Below are 20,777 nucleotides of genomic sequence, written 5' to 3' on the forward strand. Positions count from 1 at the left end.
CAGCGAGTTTCTGGTCTGATTCACCGCTCCCTTGATCCGAGGGGAGCCTTGTCACAAAGCCCGGCTATGCCGGGCTTTGGTCCAGAAAGAGGCTGAAATTCCTCGCTAACGAGGACGCAGAGGGCCTCGTTGCAGGGAGCTGTCACAGTCTTTTTGACTTTTTTGTGACAAGGGCGGCGATTGCGGGTAAACAGTGGTCACACGCTGTCGGCAAGCGCTGTTTTGAAGGGGAGAATTGTCATTTTCAATCGTTACACTCATCCGCAATCGGCTGGTGAGGGTGCCTGCTGCGTTGCAGCAAATGATCTGAGCCGCCAAGGTTGGTGACTCTCGAAGAAGAAGGAAAGACACGCCATGAATGTTGTGAAGAATCAGCAAGAAGTCCTGTCCACCAGCGCCCCGCGCGCCCTCACCAGCCTGCGCGTTGCGGCCATCGCAGCCGCCGCTGTCACGGTGTTGCTGGCCGGTTGCGGTGGTGGCGACAAGGGCGAAAAGGCCTCCCAAACCGCGGCCAAAGTGAACAAGGAAGAGATCACCGTTCATCAGATCAACTTCGTGCTGCAGCGTCAGCAAGGCCTCAAGCCCGAGCAAGCCGAAGCCGCCAGCAAGCAAGTGCTGGAGCGCTTGATCGAACAAGAGTTGGCCGTTCAAAAAGGCCAAGAGCTGAAGATCGACCGCGACCCCAAGGTGGTCCAGCAGATCGAAGCCGCCAAGCGCGAAATCATTGCCCGCGCTTATGTTGAGCGCATCGGTGAGTCCGTGGCCAAGCCCACCGCCGAAGAAGTCAGCAAGTACTACAACGAGAAGCCGGCCCTGTTCAAGGACCGCCGCATCTTCAGCCTGCAAGAACTGGCCATCGAAGCCAAGCCTGAGCAGTTCGCCGCTATCCGCGAAAAGCTGCAGGCTTCCAAGAACATGGCCGAGTTTGCCGAGTTCCTGAAGGCCAATGACCTTCGTTTCCAAGGCAACCAAGCCGTGCGCGCCGCCGAGCAACTGCCGCTGGCCGGCCTGGACGCCATCGCTCGCATGAAGGACGGCGACTCCGCCGTCACCCAAACGCCGAACGGCTTGACCGTGCTGTTCCTGGTCGGCTCGCGCAGCCAGCCGGTGGACGAAGTCCGTGCTCGCCCTGCGATCGAAGCCTTCCTGAGCAATCAGCGCAAGTCCGAGCAGGTGCAAAAAGACATCAAGGCTCTGCGTGAAGCAGCCAAGATCGAGTACGTGGGCAAGTTTGCCGAAGGCGCTCCGGGTGCTGCAGCCTCCGCACCTGCCGCTGCCACAACGCCAGCTGCGACCGCTCCCGTTGCACCTGCACAGGACGCCGCTGCCGCGACCCCGGCTCCCGCCGCCAGCGGCCTCGACGCCAACGCCATCTCCAAGGGCATGGGCCTGAAGTAATGCGGAAATTGATCGGATTCAAGGAGACGATGATGACGCAAAGCAAACCCTGGCTTGGCCTGGCGACTTTGGCTCTGTCCTGCATGGCCGTCGTTCAGCCTTCACAGGCTGCAACGCCGGTCGCCGCTGCTGTGCCGGCGGCCGCATCGCCCACGGCGGAGTACCGCCTGGGCTCGGGCGATGTGCTGCGCATCACTGTCTATCAGAACCAGGACCTGACGCTGGAAACCCGCGTTTCTGAAGTCGGCGTGGTGTCTTACCCGCTGCTGGGCAATGTTCGCATCGGCGGTTTGAGCGTCACCCAAGCCGAGCAACTCATTGCTGACGGCCTGAAGAACGGCAACTTTGTCAAAAACCCGCAAGTCACCATCGTCGTCCTGCAGGTCAAAGGCAACCAAGCCAACGTGCTGGGCCAAGTCAATCGTCCGGGTCGCTATCCGATCGAAACCGCAGACATGCGCCTGACCGACCTGATCTCCAACGCCGGCGGCGTCGCTGCCGGTGGGGCGGAGATCCTGGTCTTGACCGGCAAGCGCAATGGCAAGCCTTATCGCGCTGAGATTGACCTGCCCGCCATCTTTGCGCCGGGTGGTAGCGACAACGATGTCTTCATCCAGAACGGCGATGTCGTCTGGGTCGACCGCGGCCCCATGGTCTACATCTACGGTGAAGTGCAGCGCCCCGGCCCGATGCGCCTGGAGCGCGGCATGACCCTGATGCAAAGCCTGGCCACAGGCGGCGGCCTGACCCAGCGTGGCACTGAAAAAGGCATTCGCGTGCACCGCAAGAACGCCGAAGGCAAGGTCGAGGTGGTTCAGCTCCCAATGGACGAGAGCTTGAAAGACGGCGACGTGGTGTATGTCAAAGAGAGCTTGTTCTGATTCGAGGTAAATGATGTCGTTCGCACAGTTCTTATCGATTTGCCTTGCACGTTGGAAGATATCCGTCGTGATTTTTTTCAGCGTGGTCTTGGCCACCCTGGTTGCAAGCTTGCTCTGGCCGAAGAAGTACATGGCTACCGCTTCGGTGGTGGTGGAGGTCAAGCCTGACCCCCTGAGCGCCATGATGTTTTCAGGTGGGCCGAATCCCAGCCTGATCGCAACCCAAATCGATGTCATCACGAGCGATCGCGTCGCTTACAAAGTGGTTCGCAACCTCAAGCTGGCTGAGAACCCCCAGGTCCGTGAACAGTGGAAGGACGACACCAAGGGCGAAGGCTCGATTGAGCAGTGGCTGGGCGAGAGCTTCCAGAAAGGGCTCGATGTCAGGCCATCGCGCGAGTCCAACGTCATCACCGTGGGGTACAAGGCTGCCGATCCGCGCTTTGCGGCCGGCCTGGCCAATGCATTTGTTCAAGCCTACTTGGAAACAACGCTGGAACTGAAGGTCGATCCGGCCAAGCAGTACGTCGGTTTCTTTGAGAGCCGCGCGAAAGAGGCACGCGAAGCCGTTGAGAAGGCGCAATCCCGCCTCTCCGAGTACCAGCGTGACAAGGGCATCATTGCCTCCGATGAGCGCCTCGATGTTGAGAACACGCGCCTGAATGAGCTTTCAACTCAGTTGGTGGGTTTGCAGGCCTTGGCCAGTGATTCCGGCAGCCGGCAGTCCGCCTCGAAAGGGGTGGGAGGCGAGCGCATGCAAGAAGTGCTGGGCAACCAGCTGATTGCTGGTTTGAAGGTCGATCAAGCCCGCATGGAATCGCGACTGGAAGAATTGAACTCTCGCCTAGGCACCAGTCACCCCCAGGTGGTGGAGCTCAAGGCCAACTTGGCCGAGCTGAACAAGCGCATCTCCAATGAAACAGTCAAGGTCGGCAGCAGCATCAGCCTGGCCAACTCCATCAATCAGCAACGTGTCGCGGAATTGAAGAGCTCTTTGGATGCCCAGCGCACCAAGGTCTTGCAAATGAAGGCGGTCCGCGATGAAGGTGCTGTCTTGCTGCGCGATGTTGAAAACAGCCAGCGCATTTACGACCAGATTCAGCAGCGTTTGAATCAGGTGTCCCTGGAAAGTCAAGCCAATCAAAGCAGCGCTTCGGTCCTGACCCAGGCGGTGCCGCCGATGCAGCCAAGCTCACCACGCTTGATCCCGAATATGGTGCTGTCTGTGTTTATCGGAACCCTGCTGGGCGTCGGTGTCGCTCTGATGCTCGAGTTGTTCAATCGTCGCATTCGCACCGCTGATGATGTGGTTCAAGCCGTGGGCTTGCCGATCATCGGTGTCCTGCAGGCCCCGACGGCCAAGCGCTTGTTTGGTCGGGTTTCGGCGGCCAACCTGGCTCAAAGACGCCTGTTGGCTCCGATGCCTGGCGGCAGCAAGGCTGCATGAGCATGAGTGCAGTTTTTTCAGATAAGGCTCAATCCGTGAATACTGAAAACAAACGGGAGGACGTCCCGCTGACTTCGCAGGAGCGAAGCATTGGCGACATCATTCGCGACGCTCGCAGCCTGAGCGCGGCTGAAGTTGAGAAGGTGCTGGCCTACCAGCGAGACAAGGGTGTGCGCTTCGGTGAGGCCGCGGTTGCACTGGGCCTCGCCAGCGAAGACGACGTCTTGAGCGCCTTGGCCAAGCAGTTCCATTACCCTATGGCCAGCGCCGAGCGCCGGGTGTCCAGCCCTGAGTTGGTCACGCTCAATCAACCCTTCTCGGTTCAGGCCGAAGCCATTCGGGCCGCCCGAAGCCAGGTGACCATGCGCTTGCACGGCGCAGCGCAGACCCAGGACACCACGGCCGTGGCCGTCATCAGTCCGGAGCATGGCGACGGCAAAACCTATTTCGCTGCCAATTTGGCGGTCTCGCTGGCGCAGTTGGGTGGGCGGACATTGCTGGTCGATGCCGATTTGCGCTCGCCGCGCCAGCACGAGGTGTTTTGCGTCTCCAACGCAGCGGGTTTGTCGAACGTGTTGTCCGGTCGCGCTGAAGCGCAAGTGATCCAAGCCGTCGAAGGTGTTGCCGGTTTGTTCGTCTTGCCGGGCGGCTCGATTGCGCCCAACCCGCTCGAACTGGTTGAGCGACCCGCCTTTGCCCTGCTGATGCGCGAACTCTGCGCCAAGTTCGACAACGTCATCGTTGACACCGCAGCTGCCAGCAATGGCGCCGATGCTTGCGTCGTCGCCGCCAAATGTGGATCGGCCATCGTTGTTGCTCGCAAGAACGCCTGCAAGTACGAGGCCTTGCAGGACTTGGTCGCGAGCCTGGCGGGTAGCTCGGTCAACGTGCTCGGCGCGGTCATGAACGAGTATTGATTTCCGACCCGAACCCAGTCGAGCCAGTTCCATGTCAACCTCTGTGTCAGCGGGCCTGTCGCCGCAAAAGTTAGACCTGCCCGTTCTTCTACTCTTGCTTGCGGGCTTGGGGGTCATGTTTGGCCCCACGGCTATCACCTTGGCGAACACGGTTTGGGTGAAAGATGAGCAGGGCCACGGCCCCATCATCTTTGCGGTCGTGCTGTGGCTTTTGTATGGCAAGCGCCAAGCATTTGCCGACATTGTTGCGCGGCCAAAGCTTGGGGCCGCTTTATGGATGTTTGTGCTGGGTTTCCTGCTTTATGTGGTGGGCAGGTCGCAAGCCATCTTGATGTTTGAAGTCGGGTCGCTGATCCCGATTGCCATCGGCCTCATTCTTTTCTTCAAGGGCTCCGAGGCCTTGCGCCTGTGCTGGTTCCCGATTTTCTTTTTGATCTTCATGGTGCCCTTGCCGGCCACTTTGGTGATCGCCATCACGACCCCGTTGAAGAGCGCGGTGTCTGCCGTGGCCAGTTCCATCCTTTACACCTTGGGTTATCCCGTCGGCCGCAGCGGTGTCATCTTGACGGTCGGTCCCTATCAGCTGCTTGTTGCCGATGCCTGTGCGGGTCTGAACTCCATGTTCACCCTAGAGGCCTTGGGCATGCTGTACATGAACCTGATGAACTACAAGTCAGCGGCCCGAAACGTCGCGTTGGCGATCTTGATCGTGCCGATCTCGTTTGTGGCCAACATCATTCGCGTGATGATCCTGGTTTTGGTCACCTACCACTTTGGTGACGAAGCCGGGCAGGGCTTTGTTCACGGCTTCGCAGGCATGGTCTTGTTCATCGTCGCCTTGGCGTTGATTCTGTTGGTAGACCATGGCATGCACGCCATGGCCCGGCTTGCAAAGGCGGTTCGCAAATGAGCGCGCGTCGTAAAGCACTGGTCGTGATGGCCGCCATGATGGGCTCGGCCGCCTTGGCTGAATGGGCGCGTCCCTCCATCAAGGTTTCTGACTCTTTCAAGGGCTTCAAGCTCGAAACCGTCTTCCCAACCGCGTTTGCCGACTGGCGGGTCGACGAGAGGATGCCCGTTATCGTGCCGCCGCCCGACCAGCAGGCCATGTTGGACAAGATCTACAACCAAACCCTGGCCCGCACCTATGTCAACAGCCAGGGTCAGCGTGTGATGTTGTCGGTGGCCTATGGCGGCGATCAATCTGACGGCTTGACCGTGCATGTCCCGGATGTCTGTTATGTCTCCCAGGGTTTCAAGATGGAAGAGACCCGCGATGCGACCTTGCAGCCAGCGCCGGGCATTGTCATACCGGTGCGACATTTGATGATGACAATGGGCTCGCGCATGGAGCCCGTCACCTATTGGGTGTTGATGGGGGACCAGGCCACGACCTCGAACACCCAAAGGCGCCTGATCTCGATTCGTTACGGCTTGAAGCGTCAGATTCCCGAGGGCATGTTGATTCGTGTCTCTTCCATCAACCCCGATATGGACAAAGCCATACCGGTGCATACCGAATTCATCAGGCAGATGACAGCAGCCATGCCAGCCAATCAGCGCGAACGCGTGATCGGCAAGGTGAGTATTTGATCAACGAGATAGTCGAGAAATCCAGATGACACAAAAAGTTGCGCTGATCACCGGCGTTACCGGGCAAGACGGCGCTTACTTGTCCGAGTTGTTGCTCTCCAAGGGCTATCAGGTCCACGGCATCAAGCGCCGGGCCTCGTCCTTCAACACCGACCGCATTGACCATCTGTATCAAGACCCGCATGTCGAGAAAAAGAACTTCACCCTGCACTACGGTGACCTGACCGACAGCTCCAACCTGATCCGCATCATCCAGCAGGTGCAGCCGGACGAGATCTACAACCTCGGCGCCATGAGCCATGTGGCGGTCAGCTTCGAGAGCCCCGAGTACACCGCCGATGCCGACGGCATGGGCACGCTGCGCATTCTGGAAGCCATCCGCATCCTGGGCCTGGAAAAGAAGACCCGCTTCTACCAAGCCTCGACCTCCGAGCTCTACGGCCTGGTGCAAGAAATCCCTCAGAAGGAAACCACCCCCTTCTACCCACGCAGCCCCTATGCCGTGGCCAAGATGTACGCCTACTGGATCACGGTCAACTACCGCGAGGCCTACGGCATCTACGCCTGCAACGGCATCTTGTTCAACCACGAGAGCCCGCTGCGCGGCGAAACCTTCGTCACCCGCAAGATCACCCGCGCCGTGGCCCGCATTGCCTTGGGCCTGCAAGACTGCCTGTACCTCGGCAATATGAGCGCGCTGCGCGACTGGGGCCATGCCCGCGACTACGTGCTGATGCAATGGATGATGTTGCAGCAGGAAGTGGCCGAAGACTTCGTCATCGCCACCGGCGTGCAATACAGCGTGCGCCAGTTCGTCGAGTTCGCAGCCGCTGAGTTGGGCATCACGCTCGCCTTCACGGGCGAGGGCGAGCACGAGATTGGTACCGTGGTCGCGGTCACCGGCGACAAGGCCAAGTGCAAGGTCGGCGATGTGATCGTCAAGGTCGACCCGCGCTACTACCGCCCCACCGAAGTGGAAACCTTGCTGGGCGACCCCACCAAGGCCAAAGAAAAACTCGGCTGGGTGCCCACCACCTCCTTGCGTGAGTTGGTGGCCGAAATGGTGGAGTCCGACTACACCTCCGCCCGCCGTGACAGCCTGGTCAAGATGGCTGGCTTCAAGGCCTACGACTACAACGAGTGAGCGAGGCATGAGCAGCAGCAGTAGTGGTGGTGGCGGTTTGCCCAAGGATGCGCGCATTTTCGTGGCCGGCCACCGTGGCATGGTCGGCTCTGCCCTGGTGCGCCGGCTGCAGGCCGGCGGCTACAGCGAGGTATTGACCGCCAACCGCAGCGAACTTGACCTGCTGGATCAGCGCGCTGTGCACGATTGGCTGCAGGCTCACAAGCCCGACTACCTTTTCATCGCCGCGGCCAAAGTGGGTGGCATCCATGCCAACAACACTTTCCGCGCCGAGTTCTTGTATCAGAACCTCATGATCGAGGCCAATCTGATTCATGGTGCGCATCTGGCCGGGGTGCAGCGGCTGATGTTCCTGGGCTCCAGCTGCATTTATCCCAAGCTGGCGCCTCAGCCGCTGCGCGAAGACAGTTTGCTGACTGGCCCGCTGGAGCAAACCAACGAGCCTTATGCCATTGCCAAGATCGCTGGCATCAAGCTCGCCGAGAGCTACAACCATCAATACGGCCGCCAGTACACCAGCGCCATGCCCACCAATCTGTACGGGCCTAACGACAATTACGATCTGAACAACAGCCACGTGCTGCCCGCACTCATTCGCAAAGCGCATGAGGCCAAGCTGCGCGGTGACAGCGAGTTGGTGGTGTGGGGCAGCGGCACCCCCATGCGTGAGTTCCTTTATGCGGACGACCTGGCCGACGCCTGCGTCTACCTGATGGAACAAGGCTACGACGGCCCGCTTGTGAACATCGGCACTGGCACGGACGTGACCATCCGCGAACTCGCCGAAACGGTCATGAAGGTGGTGGGCTTTGAAGGCCGCATCGTCTTTGATGCCAGCAAGCCTGATGGCACACCACGCAAACTGATGGATGTCAGTTTGCTGGCCAGCCTTGGTTGGCGGGCGAGCACCGGGCTGGCCGAGGGCATTGGCAAGGCCTATGCCGACTTCCTTGCGCGTGTCGAGCGCGCCGCCGGTGCCTGATGGCGGGCTCTGGACTTGGTGCACGCTCCGTCACAGCACTCTTCTGGGGAGGTGGCGGTGCTGTCGTGCGCATGGTCTTGCAGGTCGGCTCACAGGTGGTGTTGGCGCGTTTGCTGGGACCCACGGAATACGGCGTCTTTGCCATAGGAACGCTGGTCATCACCTTCAGTCTCTTCTTTGCCGATGTGGGCTTGGCTTATGGCCTGATACAGCGCCCTCATGTTGATGACAGGGATGTGCGCTTTGTGTTCACTTGGCAGATCATCCTGGGCCTGGCAGTCGCGGCCCTGGTGGCCCTGGCCGCGCAGCCCATAGCCAACTTCTTTGCAGAGCCTCGCGCTGTGGAGGTGGTGCGTGTGCTGGCTCTGCTGTGCCTGGTCAATGCATTGGCCGCGCCGGCCATGAACCTCCTCAAACGCGAGCTCAACTACCGCGCTTTGCAACTCAGCCAGATCGCGAGTTACTTTATCGGCTTTGTGTTGGTGGGCATTCCCATGGCCCTGGCTGGTTATGCCGTGTGGTCTTTGGTCGCTGCTTGGTGTGTGCAGGCTGTTCTGGGGGCCTTGTTTGCTTACAGCCAGGTCCGCCACCCCATCAAGCCTTTGCTTTGGTACGAGCATGCGCGCAGCCAGGGGAGCTACGGCGGTGTGGTGCTGGCCACCAATCTGTTGAATTGGCTCATTGCCAACATCGACCGCACCGTCATCGGGCGTTGGTTGCCGAGTCGTGACATGGGTCTGTACAGCCAGACTTACAACCTGCTCTACAGCCCGAGTGCCAGCCTGCTTGGCGTTGTGCAACCTGTGTTTTTTTCCGCAGCGTCCAGGTCCGCCGAGCAAGGCGATCAGGGTTTGGCTCGGCGGGCGTTTCTCGGGCTGCTCGCTGCCATGGCCTTATTCATTGCGCCTGTCTTTGTGGCCACGGCGGTCTTGGCTGAGCCCTTTGTGCTCACCCTCTATGGTGCGAAGTGGCAGGAGGCGGCGGCGGTATGCGTCCCACTGGCCTTGGCCATGCCTTTGTTCCTGATGTTCGGGCTCTGCACCCCCTTGCTTTGGACTGCAGGCCGCCCCTCCGACGAATTGCGCAGCCAACTCCCGATGGCATTGCTGTGGGGGCTTGTGTGCGTGTGGGCGGCACAGCACGGCGTGGTGGTGGTGGCCTGGGCGGTTTGCGGCTTCTATGCATTGCGTCTTGCTGTTGTCTTGCGGGTGACGGGGCGCCGCACCGGCTTGAAGCTCTACGACTTTTGGCGGGTGCTGCGCGGTGGTCTGGCCCTTTGTGCGCTGCTGGCAGCAGGGCTGGGCCTGCTGGACCATTGGCTTGCCGGGCAGCCAGCGCCTCTGCGCCTGTTCGTGGCCTCAGCCGTCTCTGTGCCCTTGCTGATTGGCATGCTCTACGCATGGCCAAGTCTTGTTTGTCCTGAGGTGCGGGTGCTGATGGCCCGTCTGCTCGACAAGCTTCCGGCGCCCCTGGCGCGCTTTCTGGCTTTCTTGGGGCCCTTGCGGCTTGCTGAAAATGAGCTCAGCTGAACTGATTGGCGTCGCGTACTACGGCGCATTTGCCTTCGGCACGGCGGCCTTGCTGATCCTTGTTCAAGGCGGGTTTCTCTCGCTGGAGTCGCGCTTTGCCCGCTGGACGCTGCCGGCCGTGCCGGTGTTTCTGTGCTTGGGCATTGCGCTGAGCACCTTGCTGTCGGGTCGCAATCTCAAGTATGCAAGCTTTGACATCCGCACGATCGAAGGCACCGGAGGGGACGGGGGGGGGCACGTGACGCGAGCGTTGACGGGGCTCGTGTTGGCCATTTGCTTTGCCAAGATCCTGACTTGTCTCATGAACTCGCGTGCTCGGCGGGCCGCACCCGCGGGAGGGCAGGGCCTTTTTGTGGCTTTGCTGGCATTTTTTGCGGCCACACATGTGCTCGCTGCGGCCCTGGGCGCCTACCCCACGTTTGTGCACAACAGCTACTACCCCATTGTGATGTTCATCGCCTTCTTCTTGGCCCGTGGCGAAGGTCTGGAGGCCAGTCTGCATGCACTGAAATGTGCGCTGCTGGGGCTCATGGTGGGCAGCTTGGTGGCCGCCCTGCTGCTGCCCTCGTTGGCCATTCAACCCGACTATCCGGGTTGGATTCCGGGCTTCACGATTCGGCTGTGGGGGCTCGGTTCCAATGCCAACAGCATCGGGCCCCTCGCGCTGTTGCTGGGCCTGCTCACCTACCAACGGCCGTTTCGCCGCAGTTGGATGAACGTGCTGGCCGGTGTGGCTGTCCTGACCGTTTTCGTGCTCGCGCAGTCCAAGACGGTCTGGGCCTCCGGCTTGGTGTGCGTGGTGGTGCTGATGCTGTACGGGCGAGGGCGCGATGCCCAGGGCCGCCTCAAGCCCGGCTTTGTGTTGGGCCTGCTGGCGCTGGCCTTGGTCGCGATGGGCGCATTGATGGTCCTGGACCTGGGCCGCATTGCCAGCAAGATCGTCGACAGCAAGGCAGGCGGCGAGATCGCCACGCTCACCGGGCGTACGGCCATCTGGGCCGAGGCCTGGCGCCTTTGGTTGGATAACCTCTGGTTTGGCTATGGCCCAGAAGCCTGGGGGCCTGTGCACCGCTTCCGCATTGGCATGCCCTTTGCCTTTCATGCCCACAACCAGCTGATGCAAAGCCTGTCCGTCGCCGGCCTGTTTGGCGGCCTGGCGCTGCTGGCTTATCTGGCCTGTCTGCTGCTCGCTTCGTGGCGGGCGGCGGCTCAAACCCGCGGCGTGTCCCTGGCGCTGGCCGTCGCCGTGCTCGCACGTTGCGTCAGCGAGGCCCCGCTGGAGCTGGAGGGATTGTTTGTCGGCGAGACCTTGATCCATCTGGCCTGGTTCGCCATGGTCTTGCTGCCTTACCGGCGCGGCGAGGGCGCAGAGGCCACCCCGTTTGGCCATGCGGCGCCCGCCAGTGCCTTGAGTCGGCTCCCACAGGTGCGGGCTCGATGAAGGCGCACGGCTTCACTGTGGCGATTCCGCTTTACAACAAGCGGGCCTACGTGCTGGAAGCCGTGCAGTCGGCCGTGCAGCAAGAGCCGGACGAGGTCATCGTCGTGGACGATGGCTCTACGGACGGCGGGGCAGAGCTGGTGGAGTCTCTCGGCTTGGCGCGGGTTCGCCTGGTCAGGCAGCAGAATGCCGGGGTGGCCGCCGCCCGAAATGCGGCTCTGGCCCTGGCGACCTCAACTTGGGTTGCATTTCTGGATGCAGACGATCGCTACCAGCCCGGCCATCTCGCGGCACTGCGGGACCTGGCCGAGCGCTTTCCTTCGGCCGGCATGCTGGCAACCGGGTATTGCCGAGTGTGGATCGACGGTCGGCGCGAATCGATTGCCTTGCCAGGCCCCGCTCGACTGCTCCACGATTTCTATGGGCAGTGGAGTCGATTGACGTTTACCTGTGCTGACTCGATAGCCGTGAATGTCGCCGTTTCACGCCGGTCGGGAATTAGCTTCCCCCTCGGCGAAACGCTGGGCGAAGACCAAGACGTCTGGTTCAGGATGGCGGAAGCCGCGCCCGTGGCCTACGTGGGTGAGACCCGCGTGGACTACCGCATGGAGGTGGCGGGCAGCGCAACGGCGCAGGAGCCGCGGCCGCCAACGCTGCTGCCCTGCTATCTGAGGCTGAATGAGCGGCTGCAGCGGGGTGACGTGCCCAGCGCCATGCGGGCGGGAGCGCGCCGGCTTTTGGGTTCGCATTGGCTGAATACCGCGCGTGCCATGCGTGAGCGCGGCGATCTTGCACAAGGCTGGGCGCTCTGGCGCAGCCCGCAAGCCCGCGGGCACAAGTTGTACTGGCTGCGTACGGGCCTACGTTGGATGGCGGGGTTGAAATGAGCGTTGACAACTTGCCGGGGGCGAAGGCAAACAAGCCCATCTTCAGTCTCATCCTGGCCACCTACGGCCGCGTGGACGAGATCGGCCGCCTGCTCGACTCCTTGCAGGCGCAGACCTGCCAGGACTTCGAGCTGATCGTGGTTGACCAGAACCCGGACGAGCGGGTGTTGCCCTTTGTGCAGCGGGCTCAGGCAGTAGGCTGGTCGGTGCAGCACTTGCGGCTGGATCGGCCCAATTTGTCCGCCGCGCGCAATGCCGGCATGGCCGTGGCGCGCGGCGAGTGGCTTGCTTTTCCGGATGATGATTGCTGGTACGAGCCGGACACTCTGGCCGAGGTAAAGGCTGCCGCGCTGACACGCGCCGGGGCGCTTGACGGGCTGGTCATCAACTGGGTTGAGCAGACGCACAAGACCGATCCGGCGCAGGACTCGCCGCTGCGTCTCGCGGCGTGGCGGGCATTTCGGGGCAGTGATGCGAGTTCGATCACGCTGTTCATTCGCGCGGCAGTGGCCAGGGATGCCGGGGGGTTTGACGAGCGCTTCGGTGTGGGCCAGTGGTTCGGCGCCGGCGAGGAAACGGATTTCTTGCTGACGCTGCTGGCTCGGTGTGCGCGCATCGAGCGCCAGCCGGCTGCGCGCGTGCATCACGCCTTTGGGCCTCGAAAGGCCGCGTCCTTGAAGGGGGAGTGGCGTTTTTCCTTGCAGCGCTCTCGGAGTTGGGGGGCACTGTGCCGAAAGCATAGGTTGAGCGCACCTGTTGTGTTGCGCGGGCTGGTCGGCCCTATTGGCTGGCTTTTTTTGCGGCCAAAGGGGCTCGTTGGACTGGTGCAGTCGGTGGCCGCCACTTTAGGTCGAATGCAGGGCTTGGTTTACTGGAAGGACGATCGATGAAGTCGCCCGTAGTGCTCGTGGATATGGCCGTTGAACGCCGCAGTCCTGCCGGCAGTTGTGTGCGGCTGCAGGCCCTTGCCTTGTGCCGTGATCGCGTCGTCCATGTCGTGACTGGAGCCTCTGACCTCCCAACACATCCGAACTTGCACGTATCTAAAGTGCGCTTGCCTGTACAGCCAGTTCTGCTGCGTTACTTGGTATTCCAGTGGCAGGCGCGGCGAGTCATGCGCCGCCTTATGGACACGTTGCCTGAAGGGACTCAAGTCCAGTGCACGCAAGGGCAATGGCCGGGCTCACATGTCTCGTACGCGCACTTTTGCCATACGGCATATCTCAATGGGGGCTGGTCTCAGACTGGCGTTGGCTTCCTGCGCACGCTTGCTCGTTGGCTCAATCATCGTTTCAATGCATGGACTGAAGCGCGGACGTTTGCGCAAGCCGATGCGGTGGTCGTCCCTTCGCAGGGCCTGGCCACCCGATTGATAGCCACGTTTCCGGCCCTGCTAGGGCGTGTCACGGTGGTGGCGAACCCTGTGGACGTCTCGTCCTACGAAAGGCCGCCCTCCTTTGACCGAGTTGGTCAGCGGGCGGAGTTGGGCCTTCGATCAGACGCTCTGGTGTTTTGTTTTGTTGCGTTGGGAAACTTCGAGCACAAGGGCTTGGGCTTGCTCATCTCGGCTTTGGGTGTGTTGCCGCCTGAAGTACGGGAACGGATTCAGTGTCTTGTTGTCGGTGGGCAGCCCGGTGAGATTGAAAGCTATAGAGCACTTGGCCAAGCGAAGGGGGTAAACGACCACTTGGTTTTTGCTGGCCTTCAGAGAGATGTTCGCCCGTATCTTTGGTCCAGTGATGCATTTGCACTGCCCTCGGCGTATGAAACCTTTTCCCTCGCGGTGCTGCAGGCAAGTGCGGCTGGTTTACCCGTCCTGGTGTCGGACGGGCTCCACGGCACTGAGGACTATGTGAGAAATGGCGAGGAAGGTTGGTTTGTGCACCGCAGCATAGAGGGTGTGGCAGATGGCTTGTTGCGCGCAATTCGGGACTATGAGCGGCTCCCCCAGATGTCTCGGCAATCGATTGATGCCATACAAAAATTCTCTGAGCCTGCATTCCAGGCGGCTTGGACGGAGTTCTATGCATCTCGATAGGTAAGCCGCAACGGGGAGCGTCATCTGGCCGCTGCGACTTGGCATGAATGGCTCGACCGTCACGGCAACGGCACTTCATCTTCGATGAAATGCAAACCTCAAGACTCGAATATTCAGATTCTTAGGCCGCAGTGAGTCCATTGTTTTATGCGAGCGGAGCACAGCACCGCATCGTTTTGAGAAGATCAACTACAAGAGTTTTTGAGGGAAGCGTATGTGTGGAATCAATGGCATTGTCGATTGCCATCTCGCGAGCCCGACTGCGGGCCTGCGAGATGCCATTGCCGCTATGAACAAAGCCATTGCCCATCGAGGGCCAGATGGTGAAGGTGAGTATTTGGCCGAGGGCGTCGCATTGGGACACCGTCGCTTGTCCATCTTGGACCTCAGCCCTGCGGGCCACCAGCCTATGTTCAATGAAGATCATTCCTTGGTGCTGGTCTTCAATGGCGAAATCTACAACTACCTGGAACTGATTCCTGAGTTGAAGGCCGCAGGGCATGTGTTTCGCTCGCACTCGGACAGCGAAGTGATCTTGCACGCCTATGAGCAGTGGGGCGAGGCCTGTGTGTCTCGGTTCAACGGCATGTGGGCATTCGCCATTTGGGATACGCGCCGCCGTCAGTTGTTCATGTCACGTGACCGCATGGGGGTCAAACCCTTCAATTACCTGCACAAGGGCGGCCGTTTTGTTTTCTCCAGCGAACCGGTCGGCATATTGGCCGTGGAACCTGTGCGTGAAGCCAACTTGGCTAAATTGAACGCGTACTTGGCCTTCGGCTACCGTACCAACGACGGTGAGACATTTTTTGATGGCATTCGTGAACTGCCGCCCGCCCACAACGCGGTGTTGAATGACAAGGGCGAGTTGACCCAGCGCCGCTACTGGAGTTTGCCAGCACAGCCCATCGACTTGCCGCCGCCCGGCGAACGTGTGGAGGCCTATCGCGCTTTGCTCGCAGATGCTGTGCGACTGCGCTTTCGCAGCGATGTGCCGGTGGCCTTGTTGCAAAGCGGTGGGCTCGACTCTTCGGCCATTTGTGCCATCGTGAACGACGAAATCGAGGCGGGGCGCCTGGGCGTGAACGAGATCACTGGCTACACGGCCGTGCACCCTGGCCAAGCCTGCGACGAAAGCGCTGCGGTACGTACGCTCATGGCGACCTGCCCGCATGTGAAGTCGGTTGAGTTGCAGCCCGAAGGCGAGCTCTTGGGTGATCGCCTGCCCGAGTTCGTGAGCGCCATGCAAGAGCCCGTGCAAGGCGCTACGTCATATGCCCATTGGGGTTTGATGAAGGCGGTTCAACAGCAAGGTATCAAGGTCGTGATCAACGGCCAAGGGGCCGACGAGGCGCTGGCTGGCTATTCGGTCCTGATTGCTGGGTACCGGTTGCTGGATGTGATTCAAACCCGGCCCGCAGACGCCTGGGCCGAGGCCCAAGCAATGCACAGCCGATTGGGCCTGGGCTATGGCGCGCTGGTGGCCCAAACGGCCAAGGCGGTTCTTGGCCGCAGGGCTGCGTCCAGCGCCAAAGCACGCGTCAAGGAGGGCACCTGGGATGTGTTGCCCGACATTGCCAGTTATGCCAAAGCATTGCCTGAACTGGGCATGCAATGGGGCGGCGCTAATCTGCACCAACACCTGCGCTCGCAGTTGTTGGACTATGGCTTCAACCAGATCCTGCACTATGAAGACCAGTCATCCATGCATCGATCGATCGAAATACGGTCACCGTTCATTGATTACCGGCTGATGGAGTTTGGCTTTTCATTGCCCTCAGATGAGTTGTTTTCAGAGGGCATTTCAAAGCGCATCTTGCGGCGTGGTTTTGCGCAGCGCTTGCCAGCGAGCATTGTTGACAACCACCGAAAAATTGGATTTTCCACACCCTTTGACGAATGGGCCCAGACGCCTGGGTTTCGCGCTCTGTTGACAGAGGTGGTGAATTCGCCTGAGTTCCGGTCGCGCCGGGTTTGGGACGCGGATCGCTTGGCTGCTCGGATGCTGGACCCAGCTGCGGTGCGCAAAGGCTTTCCTGTGTGGCGCTTCCTGAATGCGGAGCTTTGGCTGCGCTCGCATCAAATTACTAACGCTTGATTCGCTGGCCCTATGACCACTTCCCCTGTTGGTGCGCCGAGCCTGTTGGTGGTTCAGCGCCGTTTGACGCACTACCGCATTCCGTTCTTTCAAGGCGTTAAGCAGCGTCTTGAGCAAGAGGGTGTGCGATTCACCTTGGCAATCGGTGAGCCCACGGCGGCTGAGCGCGAGAAGCGCGATGAAGGGCATCTCGATTGGGCCGTTCAAGTGCCTTGCCGGTATGCACTGGGTGGGCGTTTGTGCTGGATGGGCATAGGCCCTGTGGTGCGCCAGAACGACTTTGCGGTTGTCACCCAAGAGAACAAGATGTTGAACAACATCCCATTGCTGTTGTGGCCTGGGCACAGGCGGGTGGCCCTTTGGGGGCATGGGCGCAACTTCCAGGCGGCAGGCGCGCGCACTGCGGGTGTGGCGCAGGGCATCAAGGTGGCGCTGTCGTGCAAAGCAGACTGGTGGTTTGCCTACACCGATGTGTCAGCTGACGTCGTTCAGGGTTTTGGTTACCCCGGCGAGCGCATCACCGTGTTGAACAACGCCATAGACACGAGCAGCCTGGCCGCTGCCGTGGCGCGCGCCAAGGCCATGAATTCCCGTGACTTGCGTGCGAAGTATGGTCTCTTGCCGGATGCTCCCGTGGGCTTGTACCTGGGCTCGCTCTATGCCGAGAAGCGGCTGGACTTGCTGATTGACGGAGCCAAATTGGTGCGCCAAGCCAGGCCAGACTTTCAGCTGGCGATCGTTGGGGCTGGGCCGGAAGATGCGTGGCTGCGGGATCGCGTGCAGTCACTGAGCTGGGTCCACGTGCTGGGTCCTCGCATGGGCGCAGAGAAGGCGGAGGTACTGGCCTGCGCGGACTTGATGTTGAACCCCGGCTTGGTGGGCTTGGGCATCTTGGATGCTTTTGTGGCTGGCCTGCCCATGATCACCACCGATTGCGATTTGCACTCTCCGGAAATTGCCTATCTTCGCCATGGAGATAACGGCGTGATGACGCCGCCAGATGCAAGCAGTTTCAGTGCCGCGGTTTTGCATGTGCTGGCTGACGAAGCGATGTCACAGCGCTTGCGTGAGGGGAGCCTCAGGTCTGCAGTGGACTACGGTATGGAGGCCATGGTCGAACGGTTTTGCCAGGGTGTACTGGCGTGGCAGCGCGCTCAACCGCTAGGCAAAGCGGGACGGTCGCAATGAAGATTGTTGTTGCGCACAACGCCTACCAGCACCGTGGGGGTGAAGACATGGTGGTGGAGGCGGAGGTGGCCATGCTGCGGGCAGCTGGGCATGAGGTTGAGCTGCTGGAGCGCAACAACCACGACCTGGCGCACATGAGCCGTTTGAGCGCGGCGGCCCAAACCTTTTGGTCCGCCTCCACCACCGACGCTGTGCGCGACTTGGCCCAGCGCTTCAAGCCCGATGTCATGCACGTGCACAACACGTTTCCGCTGTTGTCGCCCAGCTTGTATTGGGCTTGCGCGGCCGCCGGCATTCCCGTGGTGCAGACCTTGCACAACTTCAGGTTGGGTTGCCCTCAAGCGATGTTCTTGCGCGACGGGGTTGTGTGTGAGAGTTGTATTGGGCGGTTTCCTTTGCCTGCGATCAAGCACGGGTGCTATCGAGGTTCGCGAGCGCAAACCGCTGTTTTAAGCGGCATGCTGGCCCTGCATCGAGGCTTGGGCACCTGGCAGAACAAGGTGACCCGGTTCATAGCGCTGAACGAGTTTTGCCGCAACAAGTTCGTTCAGATGGGCTTGCCTGCGGAACGCCTGGTCATCAAACCTAACTTCGTAGACGCCCCGCCGTTTTTTGATGGCGCTCAGCGCAAGGGCTTCTTGTTCGTTGGGCGTCTTTCGCCGGAGAAGGGCGTCCAGACTTTGGCGCATGCCTGGCAAAAAGTGCCCAAGGATGCGTGGCTCAAGGTTGCGGGTACTGGGCCTGAATCGGCGCGTTTGGATGGGGTTGCTCGTGTTGAGGTTTTGGGGAGCCAATCGCAGGTTCAGATTCAAAGCCACATGGCGGCTGCGATGGCACTGGTGTTGCCGAGCATTTGGTACGAGAACTTTCCGCGAACACTGGTTGAAGCGCTGGCGGCTGGCTTGCCAGTGATTGCCAGCCGGATAGGCGCGCTGGCTGACTTGGTCCGTGACGGCGAAACTGGGCTGCTGTTCAACCCTGGTGATTCCGACGATTTGTCGCGGGTCCTGACTTGGGCCGCTCAACATCCTCAGGAAATGGCGCAGATGGGACGCCAGGCGCGTATCGAGTATGAGGCGCACTACACGCCTCAGAAGAACCTGGCGCAGTTGCTGGCCATCTATGAAGAGGCCATTCGTGCAGCGTGACCTCTTGCCAACTGTCTAGCTCCCCCGGCGCCTGCACGACGAGGCGCATCGCGGGTGTCATTTGACCTTGCGGAACTCGGTCTCGAAAGAGGCCTCGGTGCCGTCGGTCTCGTAGTAGATGGCGTTGCGTTCCGAAGGCAGTGGTGTATTGGGCGCCGTAGAGATATAGATGCGTTGATTGGCGGGCCCAGCCACGCTCATCAGGTACTTGTTCGTGCCACAGGTCAATGTGGCTTGCCATGACCCTTGGCTTGTGCGCATGACGGTGTTCTTCCAATAGCCCATAGAGCTGACGTTAGGCAAGGCTCGAAGAGGTTGCGTCGTGCTGCTGCCCGTGCCCAATTGCACATCGCAAGTCGTGTTGAATACCACGCCGAGGCGCTTGCTTTGACCGTTCGTGACCTTGATGTCGCTCCTCTCAACAAAGCCACTGCTTGTGACCCGGTAGGCACGGGTGACGCGTGCGTCAGTTTGATACTTCGGCTGTTCAACAACCAACCGACTCTCTTCTGCGGAGAAGCTCAACACATTGCCTTTGGCCCAAATGTTTTGGCCTTCACCATTGATCAGCGGCACGTTGTTCGCTCCTCCACGATGAAAGTAGGCTTTGTGCTGCGGTGTCCCGTAGGCAGACGTACCCGGGTCGTATGCCAGTGGCGTAGTGCCTTCATGCAGCTCGAAGGTTGTGAGTTCCTCCTGATAGTGGTTTCCCATTGACTGACCGTAGTGCACATAGGCTTGCCATGTGCCTGCGCGGAGCACGGCCTGCCTGAGCGTGGGGAAGTTACGGGTCATTGCGGTGGGGATCACAGGTTCAGTGGCCGGGACAGTAGCTGGCACATCCAGCAGAGACTCCCAAGTGCGCCACTTGTTGGCTTTGTCCAGGCCCCAGTACGTGGGTGCAAAACGGTACAGCCACCAATGCGCCGGCTGAGCAATGAGGGTTTGAGTCGCTGTGCTGTCGTTCGGGTTTGGTAGAGAGTTGTTGTCAAACCGGTAGTCAAAGGCGGCCAGGAGCAAGCGAAGAGCTTGCTCGCGCTCAGTGGCGAATCGACTGCCGTAGCCTTCAACCCCTGCTTGGGTCAGGAGCTTCGACAAGCCATCGAGCACGTAGTTGTTGTAGGAAAAAGTCCCCTCAATCCAGAAGTTGTCTGCGGTCAATGCGTAGGCCATGACGGCCTTGATGCCCTGGCTGCCGTTGTGAGCGTAATCTAGCAATGCGGTGTCCTTGTAGCGCATGGCAATGGCAGCAATGGCAGCGTTGTGCCAAAGCGCGATATTGCTCATGGGCGCGCTGGTGGACTTGAGGTTGCTTGCCATGGGCATGAACAGTTTGTCGCGCCAGCTGTTGTATCGGCTTGTGCCGGCAAATGACTCCAGCAAGCGAGCACTGTCAATCAGCGCAAAGCTGGCGACTGCCTCATCGAGCCCTTGCTTGTACATGGTGCTCTTGCCTTCATGGGTGCGAAGTGGCCAAGAGGCATAGTTCGTGGCATAAAAGTCCAGTTGCTGTGCAGCCCAGTTGCCGTACTTAGCTTCGCCAGTCAGCCTGAACAGGCGAGCAGCGCTTTGAATCTGAGCGACGTTGTAATCCCGACCCAACGCTACCCATGCACGCTTCATGGCTATTTCAGCGCTCGTGAGACCCTCCGGGGGCTCTGGGCTTTCAGGTGTCCATTTCAGGTCCAGCTTCGTCTTGGGGTCGACGTAGTCGTGTACCCAGCCTCCAACCAAGTCTTTGCGCTCGAAGCCTCGGGCCATCCATGCGTCCACTCGGGCGCGTTCTGACTTGACCCAATTCGCAATGTCCGGGCTGCGTTTGAACCGATCAATCAACGAGGGCCAGTCTTCACGGGCGTCACGGAAGCCGAAGAAGATCCCAAGAGCCGGCGCTTGGTATGCGACTGCGCTGGATGCTGTGGAGCTGAGACCGTCGCCGCTGGTAATAACTCTTGCCGTGGCGAGCGACTCCTTTTGATTCCAGATGCTGACCTTGGCTGCGTCAGCGGGTAGAACTTGGGAGGAAGGGCTGCCCGTGACTTGCGACGTTGATCCCGGGGCCGCAAAAACGGTCGGTGCAGGGCCT

17 protein-coding genes are annotated in these 20,777 nt (G+C 60.4%); 16 read left to right on the top strand and 1 reads right to left on the bottom strand.

Translation table 11 applies throughout. The annotated features are described in order from the left end of the window. Nucleotides 1-354: 354 nt before the first annotated feature. The 16 genes from ACOVRJ_RS19330 to ACOVRJ_RS19405 all read left to right on the top strand — a co-directional run bounded on the left by ACOVRJ_RS19330 (nucleotide 355) and on the right by ACOVRJ_RS19405 (nucleotide 18,691). Complete coding sequence (locus ACOVRJ_RS19330; protein ID WP_422045455.1) at nucleotides 355-1,398, top strand: EpsD family peptidyl-prolyl cis-trans isomerase; 1,044 nt, start codon at nucleotides 355-357, stop codon at nucleotides 1,396-1,398. A gap of 32 nt (nucleotides 1,399-1,430) precedes the next feature. Continuing rightward, entirely contained in the window at nucleotides 1,431-2,279 is an 849-nt protein-coding gene (gene epsE, locus ACOVRJ_RS19335) for a polysaccharide export protein EpsE (RefSeq protein ID WP_422045456.1), read from the top strand. 13 nt (nucleotides 2,280-2,292) lie between these two features. Then, entirely contained in the window at nucleotides 2,293-3,726 is a 1,434-nt protein-coding gene (gene epsF / locus ACOVRJ_RS19340; protein ID WP_422045457.1) for a chain length determinant protein EpsF, read from the top strand. 35 nt (nucleotides 3,727-3,761) lie between these two features. Continuing rightward, the gene (locus tag ACOVRJ_RS19345; protein ID WP_422045458.1) at nucleotides 3,762-4,643 is read left to right on the top strand and encodes a polysaccharide biosynthesis tyrosine autokinase; all 882 of its coding nucleotides are present in this window, start codon (nucleotides 3,762-3,764) and stop codon (nucleotides 4,641-4,643) included. Nucleotides 4,644-4,674: 31 nt separating this feature from the next. Further along, entirely contained in the window at nucleotides 4,675-5,553 is an 879-nt protein-coding gene (xrtB, locus tag ACOVRJ_RS19350; protein ID WP_422045459.1) for an exosortase B, read from the top strand. Then, the gene (gene epsI / locus ACOVRJ_RS19355; protein ID WP_422045460.1) at nucleotides 5,550-6,236 is read left to right on the top strand and encodes an exosortase-associated protein EpsI, B-type; all 687 of its coding nucleotides are present in this window, start codon (nucleotides 5,550-5,552) and stop codon (nucleotides 6,234-6,236) included. Before xrtB ends, epsI begins: the two co-directional genes overlap by 4 nt. Before the next feature lie 25 nt (nucleotides 6,237-6,261). Then, the gene (gmd, locus tag ACOVRJ_RS19360; RefSeq protein ID WP_422045461.1) at nucleotides 6,262-7,380 is read left to right on the top strand and encodes a GDP-mannose 4,6-dehydratase; all 1,119 of its coding nucleotides are present in this window, start codon (nucleotides 6,262-6,264) and stop codon (nucleotides 7,378-7,380) included. Nucleotides 7,381-7,387: 7 nt separating this feature from the next. Continuing rightward, the gene (gene fcl, locus ACOVRJ_RS19365; protein ID WP_422045462.1) at nucleotides 7,388-8,362 is read left to right on the top strand and encodes a GDP-L-fucose synthase; all 975 of its coding nucleotides are present in this window, start codon (nucleotides 7,388-7,390) and stop codon (nucleotides 8,360-8,362) included. A 65-nt stretch (nucleotides 8,363-8,427) separates the two neighbouring features. Continuing rightward, nucleotides 8,428-9,891, top strand: coding sequence for a lipopolysaccharide biosynthesis protein (locus ACOVRJ_RS19370; protein ID WP_422045463.1), 1,464 nt, complete (start codon nucleotides 8,428-8,430; stop codon nucleotides 9,889-9,891). Then, the gene (locus ACOVRJ_RS19375) at nucleotides 9,878-11,332 is read left to right on the top strand and encodes an O-antigen ligase family protein (RefSeq protein ID WP_422045464.1); all 1,455 of its coding nucleotides are present in this window, start codon (nucleotides 9,878-9,880) and stop codon (nucleotides 11,330-11,332) included. Before ACOVRJ_RS19370 ends, ACOVRJ_RS19375 begins: the two co-directional genes overlap by 14 nt. Further along, nucleotides 11,329-12,219, top strand: a complete 891-nt coding sequence (locus tag ACOVRJ_RS19380; protein WP_422045465.1) for a glycosyltransferase family 2 protein — start codon at nucleotides 11,329-11,331, stop codon at nucleotides 12,217-12,219. The genes ACOVRJ_RS19375 and ACOVRJ_RS19380 overlap by 4 nt, the downstream gene beginning before the upstream one ends. Then, nucleotides 12,216-13,109 (top strand): glycosyltransferase family 2 protein, encoded by an 894-nt coding sequence (locus tag ACOVRJ_RS19385; RefSeq protein ID WP_422045466.1) that lies wholly within the window; start codon nucleotides 12,216-12,218, stop codon nucleotides 13,107-13,109. Before ACOVRJ_RS19380 ends, ACOVRJ_RS19385 begins: the two co-directional genes overlap by 4 nt. After that, the gene (locus ACOVRJ_RS19390; RefSeq protein ID WP_422045467.1) at nucleotides 13,106-14,257 is read left to right on the top strand and encodes a glycosyltransferase family 4 protein; all 1,152 of its coding nucleotides are present in this window, start codon (nucleotides 13,106-13,108) and stop codon (nucleotides 14,255-14,257) included. The genes ACOVRJ_RS19385 and ACOVRJ_RS19390 overlap by 4 nt, the downstream gene beginning before the upstream one ends. Before the next feature lie 214 nt (nucleotides 14,258-14,471). Then, nucleotides 14,472-16,355 (top strand): asparagine synthase (glutamine-hydrolyzing), encoded by a 1,884-nt coding sequence (gene asnB, locus ACOVRJ_RS19395; RefSeq protein WP_422045468.1) that lies wholly within the window; start codon nucleotides 14,472-14,474, stop codon nucleotides 16,353-16,355. A 12-nt stretch (nucleotides 16,356-16,367) separates the two neighbouring features. Continuing rightward, nucleotides 16,368-17,543, top strand: a complete 1,176-nt coding sequence (locus tag ACOVRJ_RS19400) for a glycosyltransferase family 4 protein (protein WP_422045469.1) — start codon at nucleotides 16,368-16,370, stop codon at nucleotides 17,541-17,543. After that, nucleotides 17,540-18,691 carry a glycosyltransferase family 4 protein gene (locus ACOVRJ_RS19405; RefSeq protein ID WP_422045470.1) on the top strand — a complete coding sequence of 384 codons (1,152 nt, stop codon included), beginning with the start codon at nucleotides 17,540-17,542 and terminating at the stop codon, nucleotides 18,689-18,691. The genes ACOVRJ_RS19400 and ACOVRJ_RS19405 overlap by 4 nt, the downstream gene beginning before the upstream one ends. 57 nt (nucleotides 18,692-18,748) lie before the next feature. Here ACOVRJ_RS19405 and ACOVRJ_RS19410 read toward each other — a convergent pair. Beyond that, the coding region (locus ACOVRJ_RS19410) for a hypothetical protein (RefSeq protein WP_422045471.1) at nucleotides 18,749-20,777 on the bottom strand (2,029 nt) is incomplete at its 5' end.

The sequence above is a fragment of the Roseateles sp. genome, assembly GCF_049240545.1.
Lineage (GTDB): Bacteria > Pseudomonadota > Gammaproteobacteria > Burkholderiales > Burkholderiaceae_C > Paucibacter_A.